This window comes from Cyanobacterium stanieri LEGE 03274 (assembly GCF_015207825.1).
Classification (GTDB): domain Bacteria; phylum Cyanobacteriota; class Cyanobacteriia; order Cyanobacteriales; family Cyanobacteriaceae; genus Cyanobacterium; species Cyanobacterium stanieri_B.
This window is the reverse complement of sequence record NZ_JADEWC010000004.1, coordinates 1-14,806: the sequence shown is the minus strand read 5'-3', so window position 1 is coordinate 14,806 and position 14,806 is coordinate 1. Positions and strand designations below refer to the sequence as shown.

The following is a 14,806-nucleotide window of genomic DNA, read 5'->3' as shown; positions in this document are numbered from 1 at the left end:
AAAACCTAAATGGTTAAGGAGGTGTTTCTAACTAATCCCATGTAACCCCATGGGTAGGGTTGGAGAGAATTCCAAAGTATAGTTGAAGTACTTGAAAGTTTCCAACTAATCCCATGTAACCCCATGGGTAGGGGTATCATTGGTGGGTTAGTTGTTGCTTTGAGCGGAGTCGCGTTTCCAACTAATCCCATGTAACCCCATGGGTAGGGAAGAGAAGCACTTAAAAAAATACTCGATAACCGATGGTTTCCAACTAATCCCATGTAACCCCATGGGTAGGGAATGAAATGTACAGTAACAACAGCAGACGGAAAAGTTTCCAACTAATCCCATGTAACCCCATGGGTAGGGAATACTCTGGAAGACTGGGGATCTGTTGGTGGTGTTGTATTGTTTCCAACTAATCCCATGTAACCCCATGGGTAGGGGTTTACTGATTTTAATAATTTTATTCATCCTGTTTCGTTTCCAACTAATCCCATGTAACCCCATGGGTAGGGAAGAATTAATACAACATCAGCTTTGCGTGGAGTAAACAGTGGTTTCCAACTAATCCCATGTAACCCCATGGGTAGGGTCTTCGATTCAGAGGCATTACACTACAAGAGTTTTAGCCTTTGAATCTACACAATAATAAATATAACACATAAAATCTAAATCGCGCAACAAAAAATAGGTCTGAAACTCATACAGTGCAAGGCATCGACACAATAATACGAAATAATGGGCATTTGGGGGTTTTTGGTTATTGTGTAGATTTTATGTTTTATTCCATGGCAATAAGAACTATTAAGAGACAGCGTAAAATAGTCATGATAAGGCTTTGGGGATATTTTGGAAGCCATAAAACCAGTCTTTGTTATCAAAATAAGTGAAATCTAATGGAAAACAAATATTTTTAAGAAAACCCCTTTTCCTATGGGTTGTTGTAATTGAGGAACAAAAAAACATTAAATCTTGGAAATGTCGGATATAGATATTGTTGATGAATTTTTGGACTTTAATAATTTTGAAACCGCTTGGCAGAAAGTGGCAAAAAATAAGGGATGTGCTGGGGTTGATGGAGAAACGATTGATAAATTTACTAGTCGGGAAGAAACGAATCTTCATCAACTGAGAAATGAGGTGGCGAATAACACTTATCAACCCCAACCCTATTTACAAATTTTGATTCCTAAAAATGATGAGAGTTGGCGAGAGTTAAAAATACCCACCGTCAGAGATAGAATTGTACAACAGGCATTGTTAAATATTTTGAGTCCTATAATTGAAAAAGATTTTAGCGATGCTAGTTTTGCTTATCGTCCGAATATTTCTTATTTGGATGCGGTGAAACAGGTGGCACACTGGAGAGATTTGGGTTATCAGTGGGTTTTGAATGCTGATATTGTGAAATATTTTGATAATATTGATCACCAAATTTTATTGGGAGTGGTAAGAAATTGGATTGATATTCCTGGTATTTTGTGTTTGATTAAAGGGTGGCTTTGTGTGGGGTGTGTTGGTAAACAGGGGCTGATAATGACTGAAAAAGGGGTTTCTCAGGGTGCTGTCATATCTCCTTTGTTGGCGAATATATATTTGAATGAATTTGATAAGGTTATTTCGGCTTCTGATGTGAAGTTGGTACGTTATGCGGATGATTTTTTGGTGTTATCTTTGTCTCGGGAAAGGGTGATGGCATCTTTTTCGGAGGTAAGGCAAAATCTTGATTTGCTGGGTTTAAAACTTCATCAGACTAAAACACAAATTACTAATTTTGATGTGGGATTTCGTTTTTTAGGACATGGTTTTTTGGGGGAGGCAATTTTTCCCCTTGATTCTGTTAAGAGTAAGAAAAAAAAACTTCATTTAGATAATAGTGTAGGGTTTAATTCTTCATCTTTTGATGGTTTGATGGGTGGTAATGGGAGTAGTTTTGAGAATATTCCTGTGGGTAATGGGGAAGAAAATGGTTTAAAGGTTGGTCAAAATCGTAACCAAAAAAGAAATATATGGAATGGGGAAATGGCTACTTTATATTTATTGGAACAAGGTTCATCGGTTTTTAAGGAGCATTTTAGATTTATTATTTATGTGGATAAAACTCCATCTTTGGAAATACCGATAAGGGAGATTGACAGGATAATTGTTTTTGGCAATATACAGCTAACTACTCAGGTAATTCATGCTTGTTTGGAGGCTAATATTTCCATTGTTTATGCTAGTCAAAGGGGTTTATATCGGGGTCATTTGTGGAATGAGGATTCGGTTAATTTGAGTTTACAATTATTGCAAATTGAACGCCATAAATGTTCGTCTTTTCAATTTGATGTTGCGAGGGAGATTGTGGCGGGGAAGTTGAAAAATTCTAAGCAGTTATTGTTACGGTTGAATAGGAGGCAGAAAAAAGATGTTGTTCAAGAGGCGATCGCAGGTATTAATGCTGATTTAAAATCATTATATTTAGTGGAGAATATAGATCAATTAAGAGGTTATGAAGGCATCGGAACGTCTCGTTATTTTTCTGGTTTGGGGACGTTGATTACTAATGAAAATTTTACTTTTAATCTGCGTAATCGTCAACCGCCAAGAGATCCTATCAATTCTTTGTTAAGTTTTGGTTATACTTTATTATTTAATAATGTGTTGTCTTTAATAATTGGAGAAGGTTTGTCTCCTTACTTTGGTAATTTACATTATGGGGAAAGAAAAAAATCTTATCTCGCTTTTGATTTGATGGAGGAGTTTCGCTCGGTAATTGTTGATACGATTGTGATAAAAATGGTTAACAAGGGTATTTTTAGCCCTGATGATTTTGAGGTACAATCTGATACTCAAGGGGTTTATTTATCTGCTCAAAAAAGGAAAGTTTTTCTTAATCATTTTGAAAATCGCATGAATGAATTAGTTTCTGATTATAGGGTGCGATCGCCCATATCTTACCGTCAAATAATTCAATTACAAATTAGATCTTATAAAAATAGTTTATTAGAGAAAGAAAAGTATAAATCTTTTGAGAGAATTTGATAATAAAAATGATAGTAATTGTTTACGATATTCCCGATAATAAAAGACGAAATTCTTTATCAAAATTTTTAGAAGGGTATGGTAATCGAGTCCAGTTTTCTGTATTTGAATGTTTTTTAACCCTAGCAGAAACCAAAGAATTATATATAAAAATTGAAAAAAAAGTAAAACCAGCAGAAGACAATGTAAGATTTTATTGGATTTCTCGCCATGGCACCTCAAAAATTTTAACCATCGGTAGTCAACCACCCCAGCCACCTCCAAAGTCTTATATCGTCTAAATAGGGTTTGTTGAAAAAGTGGGGTCATAGAGGCAGGGAATAGGGAATGGGCAATAGGCAATGGTTTTCATGTTTTATCTGATTGGTGCAGTATCTCTAATTGTTGATTTTTAACTGTGTTTTTGTAAAAAAAACATCATTTTTGTGTATTTTTTGACAGTTGTAGTGTGCTCAAATCTTTGATATTTCTAGTTTCTGATTTATTCAGCAGACCCTAAATATTTGGATAGGTTGAAGGGATGATAACTAGATAGTTACCACCACCGTCACCGTCAAGAATTAGCCGTTTTGAGAGGGGTGAATGGGGCGAGGAATAAGTTCAATAGTAGGTTTTTCAGTTTTTTTAGGTTGAGGTTTATCAGTTACTTGGGGTTTTTTGGCTTTTGGAGATTGAGATTTTTTAGCTAGTTGAGGTTTTTTGACGAGTTTAGGTTTTTCGGTTTTTTTAGGTTGAGGTTTATCAGTTACTTGGGGGGTTTCAGCTTTTTTAACTTCAGGTTTTTCGGTTACTTCAGGTTTTTTTGGTGCTTGGGGAATAGTGGTGGTGATTTGGGGAGTAGATTGGTTTTGTTTTTTGTCGTCAATGAGGGTAAGAACAACGGAAGAAGTGAGTAAACCAGTACCAGCGATGCTTAGGGCGTTAATTCTGTTAGCAATACCAAATCCACCAATTAATAAACCAGAAACGGCGGTAACAAGAGCTTGGTTTTTCATAATCTTTTTATTCCTTTGCTTTGAACAATTACTAAGATAAATGGCTTCAAGAAAGCTCTTTTTCTTAGGTTCAATTTTGAAGGTGATTAGGGGACGTACCATGCTACGTCCGTACGGGCTTCTGGTTGCAGGTTTTAAAATGGACAATTATTATCTATTGCCCATTGCCCATTCCCTGTTCCCCCTTCCCCGCCCTAATGAGTACATTATTAAAACAGGATGTAGTATGAGATGATTCCGTGGATTGAGAAAATGTATCATACCAAAACTTTTTCCAATTGACTCCACTTTGATAAGTAAAAAAATCGATCACGGGGGGAAAAATACCATCTTCCTCTTGGTCAAAAGACTTATCAAATATCAAGGGATTTTTTTCCATAGCTTCTTCCCAATGGGAGATTGACACCACAGAAGCTCTATCAAAGGATTCATAATCGTAACAGACTTCAGGGTGAAGCATCCAATGACCTGTATCCTCATGACTACAAATATACATCAGATAGGGTTCTGGATCTCCTGGGGTACGAAAATAACAGGCAGAAACTAAACCATAGGTTATTCCATCAAATGATATGTATGCGTTGTGGGAGTAATGCCCATGGGCGTAAATAACGGTGACATACCAACAGTCATGTACTAAAAGTTCATCGTTTTCCATTATTAATTCTCCTGATTACTACTACGTTTAAAACAAATTTATTGATAAGGTTGGGGAATCTGCTGTGAGGGTATGTATATTGACAGAAGCAGTCCAACATAACTGTTAAATTAACCTCAATTCGGGATAAGGATGTGAAGAATTAACAATTGACAATTGACAATTATTTTATGGCCCATTGCCTATTCCCTATTGCCTGCTTTAACTAGAAAATGTTATCCCGAACTCAGGTTAAATTAACTAGGGTTCAATCAAATACTTTTCCTCTTCCTGATATTTTTTAATTAATTGTCTGCGTCTGATATATGGATAAGCCAAAGTACCGACCAAAGAACCTCCACTGATAAATAAAATAAATACTAGGAGTGGAGGGGAGTAGGGAACATAATAAGTAAGGCTCAAACTAGCGGCCGTAATTACTGTTAAAGTCGGAAAAATTATCGCTCGATTGGTTTGAAATTCATTATCGATAAAGGCTTTATAAGTCTCATAGGCTATCCAACCGATGGCCATAGGAATTACCGCAACTATCAATAAACCAAGAGCTAAGATTAATAAACTTATGGCAAGTTTAACAATGAAAACAATTATAGCGAAGACAATAGATATTAAAAAAATAACTATGCCAAGTCCAATTAATCCTACGGCCGCTTCTCCTTCCATGATTTTAATACCTAATAAATTTACAAAAAATAATCGTTTTTATTGCCAAATAGACTCGATCCTATTTCCTACGATTGTAAATACTTCCTCTATCAAAACTAATTGAAGCGGTAAAAATAGGGAAGCAGCGAATAGCATACACAGCCAAAAATAGGGAATAGATTTATTTTCAACGGGGATGGGTGCAGTTTTTATATTGATAGGAATAATATAGGGTTCTTCCGAAGCATTGGAAATAAGTTGTATTTTCCTTTGATATAGTTGTCCTGCCCTTAAATCTCTGGTATCTGTGGTGACTAAACATTTTATTTTGTTCCCTTTAAATACTGGTTCACTAACACTAATCCAACTATGGGCATTTTGCGGATTTGATGCGGTGATTTGTTTGGGGGATGAAAGGCGATCGCCCGGATGATCTACCATAGAGAAACTACCCTGTAACTCAGTATCTGGTACAGAATTATTTAACTCCACAGTAAACTGGACTTTTTCCCCCAACTTTTGAGCCTCATATTCAAAAACCTTAGAAGAGATACGCATTTCTGGCACCCTTACCACATAAAGAGGTTTAAAAGCCTCCAAAGCCAATTGGGCATTAGCAAAACGAGAACTAGGATCAGGCTCTACCATTTTTTCGAGCCATTGGATAAACTTAAAACTATAACGAGAAGCCTTATCCTTAAAATTAATGCGATTAGTGGCAAAATTAACTAAACTACCAATATCCTGAGATTTCGTCTGGGTAATCAAGCAAATAATAGTTGCCCCCAAACCATATAAATCAGACGCTTCGGTTAATTTTTGGTTATGCAACTGCTCAGGGGGCATAAATCCAAACGTTCCCCCCTGCATGGTACTTACAGCCATGGTAGCGTTACCAATTCTGGCTAATCCAAAGTCGATGACGTAGGCATTTAAATCATCATCCACAAGGATATTTTCGGGTTTCAAATCACGGTGAATAATAGACGGGATTCTTTCTTGTAAATATACCAAGATTTCTAATATCTGAGTGATGATATGTTTAATATCCTCTGGGGTAAAACTGCGTAACTTGGACAAAGGTTCTGCATTTTTGTACTCTTGCACCAAACATAAACCTTCACCAGAATCAATTTTATCTAAATATTGAGGAATACCTCGATGATTTAGCCCCCTCAGCACATCGATTTCTCTTTCTATTTCCTTAAAACTATCCCAATTACTACTATTAGCAAAGCGGAATTGTTTGATAATCACAGGGATTTGAGTATCAATCTTAACGGCTTTATAGGTGACTCTGCCCCCTTGAATATTATCAGTTATCTTTTCGACTATCTGATAACCTTTTTCTTCAAAATTGGTATAGTCATTCATGGTGAAAAAGATACATTATTTTTTATATTAACAGTAATTATGCTTTCGGTATCATTTTTTTTTGGAGTGATAAGTAAATTGTAGTTCAACGGAATAAAATACAGCCTTTAAATGGTGGGCATTGCCCACCCTACGGTTACGCACCCCCAAATACTCTCCCATAGGAGAAGGGATTTAAACAACTATTTAACGATCGCACCATACCACCACTCCTTGCACTGTATAACGCCCATTATCTCCCTGACTACGACAAGCCTTATCAAGCCATACATCTTCAAAAATAACCCTCTCTGCACCCACTTGAGTTCTTTGTACATCACGACTGCTATTACCTCCTCCCTGAACAACACCAAGATTAAATCCAGCATTACCTCCTCTACTATTGGTAACATTAATAATAGGTCTATAATGAACACGACAGTAATGTCTTCCATTTCGATAAGCATGACGACCATCACGGGAATAAATACGTCCAGCCCATTGATTTCCTGCGGCGAACACATTACGACAATAACGATCAACATCGAGATGAATTTGGTTACGACCTTGAAAGGTTCTGGTGTTGGCTTTGGCTATGTCGGGGGTGATGGCGGTGGTTAATACGGTAGTTCCAATTAAGAGGCTAGAAATTAATTTTTTCATCATCTTTTGGTAAATATTTATTGCTTTAACAATTACCAAGATAAATAACCTAAAGAAAGGGGCTTTTCCTACTACAAAATCGGTGCGATCGCACAGAGCCACTTCGTGATCGGGTTACTTTCCTACTTCATCATCGCCCTTATAACTGATAAATTTTTTCTAATAGTTTTTTCTCATTAATAACATTGGGCTCTAGCACATCAAAAAATAATTGCTCTTTTACCTCTAATCCTCTTAAAAATAAATCCAGTATATATTTATTATAAAAATCTTTGTAAGTTTTAATTACTTCATATCTTTTTGTTTTTGGTATCTTACAGTTTTTTTTCCAATCTAACCAACATAGGCTATATTTATCTTGTTTATAAAGAGAGTTTAGCCATTGATAGTTATTTTGTAAAAGTTTTAATGTGGGTAATATTTCCTGTTCAAATTCATCTTTATAAACAGAATCAAATATGAATATATCGTGCAGATAATCTAAAAAAGAAGCCTTATAAAAATTAATTATACGCTTATAAAAATATCTTAAATATGTTTCCTTTGCGTTGGTTTCACTGACCAGTTGCTTTAAATTCCTGATCATTGTGATCCTTTTTTTATCTTCTTCTAGTTCCACTATTACATAATTCACAAAAACTTTATCCACAAGGGGTTTTAATAGTTCTTGTTCTTTATAAAAATAATATAGTGAGTAATTTTTCATAAAGCAAATATTTTTAGTAGTCTTAATAATTTATTGTATCTTCCTAAGCGGGGCAAAGGTTAATTTTTCCCTACATTTAAGACTTGATAAAAAATAATTAATTAGGTTGTGTTGACTAAATCACTAATTATAAATATCAAAGATTTGAGCATACTACAAACATAAAAAAGGCAGAAATCGCCATTATCAATTATTTATTCTCCATTAATTATTATTCCCAAACAACACACCACAGAAAACACCCCCAAAACTTAAATTGTAAAGGAGGTGTTTCCAACTAATCCCATGTAACCCCATGGGTAAGGGGTAAAGAAAATGAATGTACGCGAAATTATCCAAGTTTCCAACTAATCCCATGTAACCCCATGGGTAAGGTGCAATTAGTAGTGGCTCTGTAGGTATCAGAGTGTTTCCAACTAATCCCATGTAACCCCATGGGTAAGGTGATTCACAAGCGTATTCAGATCATAAAGATTCTTCAAAGGTTTCCAACTAATCCCATGTAACCCCATGGGTAAGGTCTTTGGCGTTATAAAGACTGCCACCGTTGCACTTGAGGTTTCCAACTAATCCCATGTAACCCCATGGGTAAGGTCTTCGATTCAGAGGCATTACACTACAAGAGCTTTAGCCTTTAAATCTACACAATAGTAATCATAACACAAAAAATCAAAATTGCACAACAAAAATAAGAACCTGAAACCCATACAGGGCAAAGCATCGACACAATAACACGAAATAATGAGCATTTGGGGGTTTTTAGTTATTGTGTAGATTTCGGTCAAAATGTTATGATTTGAGCAAATCAAACTCACTGGTTTAATCAATGAAATATTGGGATCCTGAAATTTACCTCAAGGGATGGAATTTCGCTTCTGTTGCCCATCAACGTCAATTAATGCCAGGTTCTAAGGTACCCTATCTTAATCACATCGGTAGTGTGACAATGGAGGGAATGAGGGCAATTTGTGAGGGTGATGATATTGATAATCCTGATTTACTTATTCAATGTTGCTTGTTACATGATGTGATAGAAGATGCGGGGGTAAGTTATGAAACATTGACTCAAGAGTTTGGTGTATCTGTGGCTGATGGGGTTTTGGCGTTAACCAAGAATAAAAAATTGCCTTCAAAACAAGCACAGATGGAAGATAGTCTTTCGAGGATTATGGAACAACCCATGGAAATTTGGATGGTGAAAATGTGCGATCGCACCTCAAATTTACAATCACCTCCTACCCATTGGGATAAAGAGAAAATTAGTAAGTATCGCCAAGAAGCAATATTAATTTTGGATAAATTAGGCAAGGCAAATCAATACTTAGCCCAAAGACTAAAAAATAAAATTACCGATTATCAACGATATTTATGTTAAGTTAAATCGTCAGATGGTGGGCATTGCCCACCCTACAAAATATTAAAATTTAGTTCTTCCCGAATTGATCATATTCCAATAAAGCCTTATGAGCAAAAGTGCCTCCTTTTCAGAAGACACCCTCACCCCAAAAAAAATTAAACTAATTGAGGTTGTGGGCTAGATTGACGAGGTTTAGTATAACGTTGAATATCGGGTTTAATTTCGGCTAAATCAATAAATTTATCAGCAACACTTTTTAATTGTTTACTAAGACATTCAGAAGTAGAAATAACGGTGACGTGACAACCTTTGGCTTTAACTTTTTCTAGGGAGTAAGTAAAATCACCATCGCCAGAAACTAGAACAATATGATCATTTTCGTTAGCATCAATGGCAATATCTGTGGCTATTTGAACATCATCACCTTTGTTTTTATGATTGCCTTCAGGGAGTTGTTTTTTGAGGGATTGAACTACATTATAACCATTATTTTCAAGATATTTAATAAAGCCATTTTGTTTACGATTAGGACTTTCAAGGACGGCATAATAGTAGTTAAAAATTACATTGTCTTCACCGTTAGCAATATGATCAGCAAAGGCGTTAAAGTCAATATCAAATTTTAAAAGATTAATAGAACCTAAAGTATTGGCGCCATCAATATAAACACGGGTAACAGGTTGAGGATTAACGGTAGGTGCGGGGGAAGGTTGAACATTTTCAGGATCTTTTTTACCAGTGATTGCGATAGTATTAGAGATTAGTAAACCACCACCGACAAAATTAGCAACATCTCCTCTAGCGACTCCTAAACCAGCAACTAATAAACCAGAAATTGCACCAATGAAAGTTTGAGTTTTCATAATCTTTACCCTATTACTTAACACTTTATAAGTTATCGGGTTGATGGTAAGGGGGCTTTCTTATGGCTATTTCTTTAAATGTTTCATTTGGTAGGTAATGCCTACTATAGCGGTTCTAAATGAGTCATGGGAAATTGATCCCCCCTCTTTTTAAGCAGGGTTTTTTCATTGTCGAGGTAGAGTTGAATTTTATTAGTTCAATTCATTGAACGTTTAATATTAGCTTTGTCAATTTATTGCAAAGCGATTTATGGCGTAAAACCGTTATTCCACAATGAAATGAATTTCATTGCTAATAGCGAACGTTAAATAAATTTAACTCAATTTTGCTGAAAAATACTGTTATTTTTAATATTAATTGCTCAAAGTTAAAATTCTCAATAAATTTATCAATGGAACTAATTGTTTATAAAATATCTTTTAAAAAGTCTTTGGTGGTTCTTTTCATAGATAAATAACTTCCTTGAGAATCTGTTCTCCGATATAGGGTTTTAGTCCTTTTTTCATTACTAAATCAACTTTTTTCCCTAATCTATCGCTGAATATGTTTTGTAATTTACAATATTTTACTAATCCAAATCTAGCACTTGGTTTAAAACTTATTAATAAATCAATATCACTTTTTTTTGTTTCTTCTCCTCTTACATAGGAACCAAATAACCCTAGTTCATCGATTTGGTATTCTGTTTCTAGTTTTGCTTTTATTTGTTGAATTTTTTTCTTAAGATGGCCTAGTTTATTTTTTCTATATTGAATATCTAGGATTTTGTTATTGTAGGTTAATTCTTCACTAGAAATTTTATTGATAATTTCCATGGAATATATTTTTTGTTGGTACCATCCACTATATTATAAGTCAAAAATAATTTTACCCCCCCAGAAGATTATTTGATTTTTCATTAAACATAAAATTCTTTCCATACTGCATTGATTAATTGACCGTTGAGGTTGAAAATTTCGTCGGTTAAACGTATTATTTCGATATTGGGTACTGCTTTGTCTCGATCGCCACTTACCCTTTTTATTGCTTCTTGGTAGTCTCCTAATATGGCGGTATAAACTGCGATCGCCATTCCCGCAGAACGACTAACTCCCTGATGACAGTGAATCAAAAAAGTTAGAGGATTATCAGCATTTTCATAATGGGTAGAAGCGAAATCAATCACAAGAAATACCATATCTTTGGTGACGATTTCTTGTCCTAGTTCGTAATTTTCTGCCCAAACATCATCAAATTCTAATCTCAATACTCGGTGGCGATTTTCTTCTTCTTTTTCTACAATCGATGGGGGTGCAAAAACTGTGTAACCGGGGTTCATAATGGAAACAACCACATCTGCATCATCAATATGGTCATCAACTTCAGCAACACCACAAACGATAATATTTAAATCTAACATCAAATTTTTTCTTTAAAAAGTATTGAGGTTTAATGATCTGGAATTAATTTTGGTGTTTAAAGTGCGATCGCTACGGCATCTGCAACGAGCGCACATAGGAATCACACCTTACACCTAATTAAGTAATGGTAAACTTTTAATTAAAACAACTAGGATAATCTGCGGTTTCAGTACGGGTAAGTTTGAGGCGAGTATCCTTCATTATTTCATATTTTTTGATTTCATCCTCTAAGTTAGCAATTAAATCTAGTAATGTTGAGAGTTGTTGACCTTTTTCTTGCATTAAAACTCGATTATGTTTATCGTTGGACTCTAAGGAGTTTAATTCGCTGTAAACATATTCTTGGTATTTTTTGAGTTCTGCAATAAATTCCATAGGTAGAGAGTCCTCTAATAAAAGTTGTGCCGACAAAAATAGATTATTACTTAGGATAGGAAAGGGGGTTTTCTCGACTATCTATCTTAAATAATTTTCGTGGTTCTTAATAGTAATGGTAGATCATCATCCCTCAATTATTCATTAAAAATTGGATTAAGGGCGATCGCCCAGTAGGTCAAGGAAACAAATCCCTGTGTGCGATCAGTCCTAAAAAGTTTATTTTATTGAATTACACATGAACAACAATACAACCTTTTAAATTTCCTTGATAAACAGTGCGACCATCTACATATACTTTGCCATTACCTGGATCATGACTAAAATGGGCTTGTCCTCGAGAGTCAGTTCGTTGTTCTCGTCCCATGCCCCTAAATAAACTATCAAAACTTATGTTAACTCGTTTACCAGTGGCAGGTTTACCGCTACTTCTTGAAATAACTTGTACTGTAATCATTTTTTCCTTCTTTGTGTTCTTTATTTTCAACAATCACTAAGATAAACTGACTAAGGAAAAGAGTCTTTCTTAAGGGCGATCGCACAGCGCTATTTCATGATCGCACACCTCTTCATTTTATGATCACCCTACTCTGTTCATATTTCTCCAAATCTCTCCATAGAAAATACCCCCAAAACCTAACTAGTTAAGGAGGTGTTTCCAACTATTCCCATGTAACCCCATGGGTAGGGCATCTGGTACCATTCTCTTTCGTGACCCAGATAGATTCTTCGTGTTTCCAACTATTCCCATGTAACCCCATGGGTAGGGAGTCGACTTGTATAATAAAGTCAGGTCAAGTAATGGGTTTCCAACTATTCCCATGTAACCCCATGGGTAGGGATAATCAAGACTTTTCCTCGGTTATTCGTGCGCATGTGGTTTCCAACTATTCCCATGTAACCCCATGGGTAGGGTCTTCGTTTCAGAGGCATTACACTGCAAGAGTTTTAGCCTTTGAATCTACGCAATAATAAATATAACACATAAAATCCAGATCGTGCAACAAAAAAATGTATCTGAAACCCTTATGGTGTAATGGATCGACACAATAAAACGAAATAATAGGCATTTGAGCGATTTTCCTTATTGTGTAGATTTTGAGAAAAATTTATTGACAATGACCATTAATGGGGTGATGGGGGCGACTAATCGCCCTTAAAAATTAACTTAAAGCCATTTTTCGTTATTTAGATCCTCCTCAAACTTATCAACATCTTTAAAACCGTAGGATTTTAACTTTTCAAAATAGGGAGAATAATCAAAATTTTCATCATTCCAAGGTTCTATATCCCATACCGCAGATACAACATTTTCTAACCATCTAGGAGGGGGAGAATATCTTTTAAAATAGGCAATTTTTTCCTCAAAAGTCTTAATATTTTCCTCAAACCAATGATAATAAATGGTCAAAAAGTCTTCCCCATAACCCATTCTCCAAAACATACTATAGGGATGAGTATTAGTAAAAATAACCCAAGGAGGAGGCACTTCACCATATTCTTTTAAATATTGATTCACTTCTTTTTGATAATATTCAGACTCAAAAAAATTATCCACTTTTTACCTCTTTTTCCTTTAACAATTACTAAGATATACTGGGCTAAGAAAAGGGCTTTTCTTAATTAGGGAGCGTGTTAAGAAATCAAACCCTAATTAATAGTAAATAATTCTCCTCTCGCCTTTTGGGAGAGGGGTTAGGGCTGAGGGGAACTTAGTTTAAAACTCTGACAAATGATTTAAAGGTTCAAATTTACAGCGGATGGTTTCATCTTCCATTTCAACTTGTAGGCTAAATTTATGCTTTTCGGGTATGGTGACCATCCTTTTATGAAATACGGCGCCCCCAGCATAATCTTTTTTCTCAATTTGATCTCCCCATGAATCCACTTCACCCCCGATATATAATTCTGTGACAGAAACACCCTCAATAAACAATACTTCTGTCGGTTCAATGTCTTCTAAATCAACTGTAACCGTTTTGCCATCTTCTTCTATCTAACATACCCCGGATAAAGCGAATCCATTAGCAGTATAATTCTTCATAAAGTTATTTTCACCCATAATATACAAGTTTTTCGATCATCACCCACCCTACACCCCCTAACACTATCACCACATAAATTTTAAGTTTCTTCTGGGTTAAAGTCGAAACTGGGATAATTACCTTCTACATAATGTTTTATTAAATAAGCATGGGATAGGGGTTTTTTATAATTTTCAACATCACCATTGGTTTCATAATCTAATAAAACTAGGGTTTGAGTTTCAGACATTTTTCTTAATTCTGCTACCAAATCAGCGAGAGGATTTTCTAATACCCATAAATAACTAGGAAGATAGATAAATTTTCGAGCATCAATATAACTTAATAATTTGGTATAACCCACGGAATGACCTTTACATTTTCCAAATCTTCTCACTGTTCTTTTGATTCCTTTCATATCCCGAATTTTCATTTTATTACGATCAACTGCTTGGGTTTCAAATACTTTTAAACCTTGCCAAATACCTTCTACAGATTGACTTGTCCAACGGGGATAAAAAGGAACAGGAATATTACCATGGGGATAAAAAGGACTAAATTTCACCCAAGGGTTATCGCCTTTAGAGGTTACATCAATGATGGTGGCTTCGGGATAGTCTTTTTGGATATTTTCTAAACGACGACGACGACTTTGAACGACAATAGGCATATATTTTTTCCTCTTTGTTTTACCACACTTATCATGATAGGGGCGTTCAAGAAAGGGGGTTTTCTTGTGGGGGGTGGTTGCTGGGGG

General features: G+C 35.4%; 17 protein-coding genes and 2 CRISPR repeat arrays. Of the genes, 3 read left to right on the top strand and 14 right to left on the bottom strand.

What is annotated here, in order from left to right; translation table 11 throughout:
- Positions 1–23: 23 nt before the first annotated feature.
- Positions 24–577: direct repeats of the CRISPR family, unit length 36 nt; unit sequence GTTTCCAACTAATCCCATGTAACCCCATGGGTAGGG.
- Positions 578–963: 386 nt separating this feature from the next.
- Together cas1 and cas2 are read left to right on the top strand one after the other, a co-directional pair.
- Positions 964–3,009, top strand: coding sequence for a CRISPR-associated endonuclease Cas1 (cas1, locus tag IQ215_RS14355; RefSeq protein WP_193799788.1), 2,046 nt, complete (start codon positions 964–966; stop codon positions 3,007–3,009).
- Positions 3,010–3,017: 8 nt separating this feature from the next.
- On the top strand, positions 3,018–3,290 hold the full coding sequence (gene cas2, locus IQ215_RS02685) for a CRISPR-associated endonuclease Cas2 (RefSeq protein ID WP_193799787.1): 273 nt from the start codon (positions 3,018–3,020) through the stop codon (positions 3,288–3,290).
- Between the two features lie 279 nt (positions 3,291–3,569).
- Here cas2 and IQ215_RS02680 read toward each other — a convergent pair whose 3' ends face one another.
- From IQ215_RS02680 to IQ215_RS02655, 6 genes are all read right to left on the bottom strand, one after another.
- Positions 3,570–4,004, bottom strand: a complete 435-nt coding sequence (locus IQ215_RS02680; protein ID WP_193799786.1) for a hypothetical protein — start codon at positions 4,002–4,004, stop codon at positions 3,570–3,572.
- A gap of 154 nt (positions 4,005–4,158) precedes the next feature.
- Entirely contained in the window at positions 4,159–4,662 is a 504-nt protein-coding gene (locus tag IQ215_RS02675; RefSeq protein ID WP_193799785.1) for a hypothetical protein, read from the bottom strand.
- Positions 4,663–4,902: 240 nt separating this feature from the next.
- Positions 4,903–5,325, bottom strand: a complete 423-nt coding sequence (locus IQ215_RS02670) for a hypothetical protein (protein WP_193799784.1) — start codon at positions 5,323–5,325, stop codon at positions 4,903–4,905.
- A 39-nt stretch (positions 5,326–5,364) separates the two neighbouring features.
- The gene (locus IQ215_RS02665; protein WP_193799783.1) at positions 5,365–6,681 is read right to left on the bottom strand and encodes a serine/threonine protein kinase; all 1,317 of its coding nucleotides are present in this window, start codon (positions 6,679–6,681) and stop codon (positions 5,365–5,367) included.
- A 186-nt stretch (positions 6,682–6,867) separates the two neighbouring features.
- The gene (locus tag IQ215_RS02660; RefSeq protein ID WP_193799782.1) at positions 6,868–7,425 is read right to left on the bottom strand and encodes a hypothetical protein; all 558 of its coding nucleotides are present in this window, start codon (positions 7,423–7,425) and stop codon (positions 6,868–6,870) included.
- A 37-nt stretch (positions 7,426–7,462) separates the two neighbouring features.
- Positions 7,463–8,029, bottom strand: a complete 567-nt coding sequence (locus IQ215_RS02655) for a hypothetical protein (protein WP_193799781.1) — start codon at positions 8,027–8,029, stop codon at positions 7,463–7,465.
- Between the two features lie 269 nt (positions 8,030–8,298).
- Positions 8,299–8,623: direct repeats of the CRISPR family, unit length 36 nt; unit sequence GTTTCCAACTAATCCCATGTAACCCCATGGGTAAGG.
- A 232-nt stretch (positions 8,624–8,855) separates the two neighbouring features.
- Here IQ215_RS02655 and IQ215_RS02650 point away from each other — a divergent pair.
- Entirely contained in the window at positions 8,856–9,404 is a 549-nt protein-coding gene (locus IQ215_RS02650) for an HD domain-containing protein (RefSeq protein WP_193799780.1), read from the top strand.
- Positions 9,405–9,541: 137 nt separating this feature from the next.
- Here the strand turns inward: IQ215_RS02650 and IQ215_RS02645 are convergent, their stop codons facing one another.
- The 8 genes from IQ215_RS02645 to IQ215_RS02610 form a co-directional block, all read right to left on the bottom strand.
- Positions 9,542–10,249 (bottom strand): NYN domain-containing protein, encoded by a 708-nt coding sequence (locus IQ215_RS02645; RefSeq protein WP_193799779.1) that lies wholly within the window; start codon positions 10,247–10,249, stop codon positions 9,542–9,544.
- A gap of 444 nt (positions 10,250–10,693) precedes the next feature.
- Positions 10,694–11,065, bottom strand: a complete 372-nt coding sequence (locus tag IQ215_RS02640) for a nucleotidyltransferase family protein (RefSeq protein ID WP_193799778.1) — start codon at positions 11,063–11,065, stop codon at positions 10,694–10,696.
- Between the two features lie 83 nt (positions 11,066–11,148).
- Positions 11,149–11,649 carry a dual specificity protein phosphatase family protein gene (locus IQ215_RS02635; protein ID WP_193799777.1) on the bottom strand — a complete coding sequence of 167 codons (501 nt, stop codon included), beginning with the start codon at positions 11,647–11,649 and terminating at the stop codon, positions 11,149–11,151.
- 136 nt (positions 11,650–11,785) lie between these two features.
- Positions 11,786–12,025 (bottom strand): hypothetical protein, encoded by a 240-nt coding sequence (locus IQ215_RS02630; RefSeq protein ID WP_193799776.1) that lies wholly within the window; start codon positions 12,023–12,025, stop codon positions 11,786–11,788.
- A gap of 232 nt (positions 12,026–12,257) precedes the next feature.
- A complete protein-coding gene (locus IQ215_RS02625) occupies positions 12,258–12,482 on the bottom strand; it encodes a hypothetical protein (protein WP_193799775.1) in 225 nt (74 codons plus the stop codon).
- 711 nt (positions 12,483–13,193) lie between these two features.
- On the bottom strand, positions 13,194–13,583 hold the full coding sequence (locus IQ215_RS02620; protein WP_193799774.1) for a hypothetical protein: 390 nt from the start codon (positions 13,581–13,583) through the stop codon (positions 13,194–13,196).
- 159 nt (positions 13,584–13,742) lie between these two features.
- Entirely contained in the window at positions 13,743–13,961 is a 219-nt protein-coding gene (locus IQ215_RS02615) for a hypothetical protein (protein WP_193799773.1), read from the bottom strand.
- A gap of 188 nt (positions 13,962–14,149) precedes the next feature.
- Positions 14,150–14,806, bottom strand: a 657-nt coding sequence (locus IQ215_RS02610; RefSeq protein ID WP_241735235.1) for a DUF6939 family protein, incomplete at its 5' end; no start/stop codon positions are given.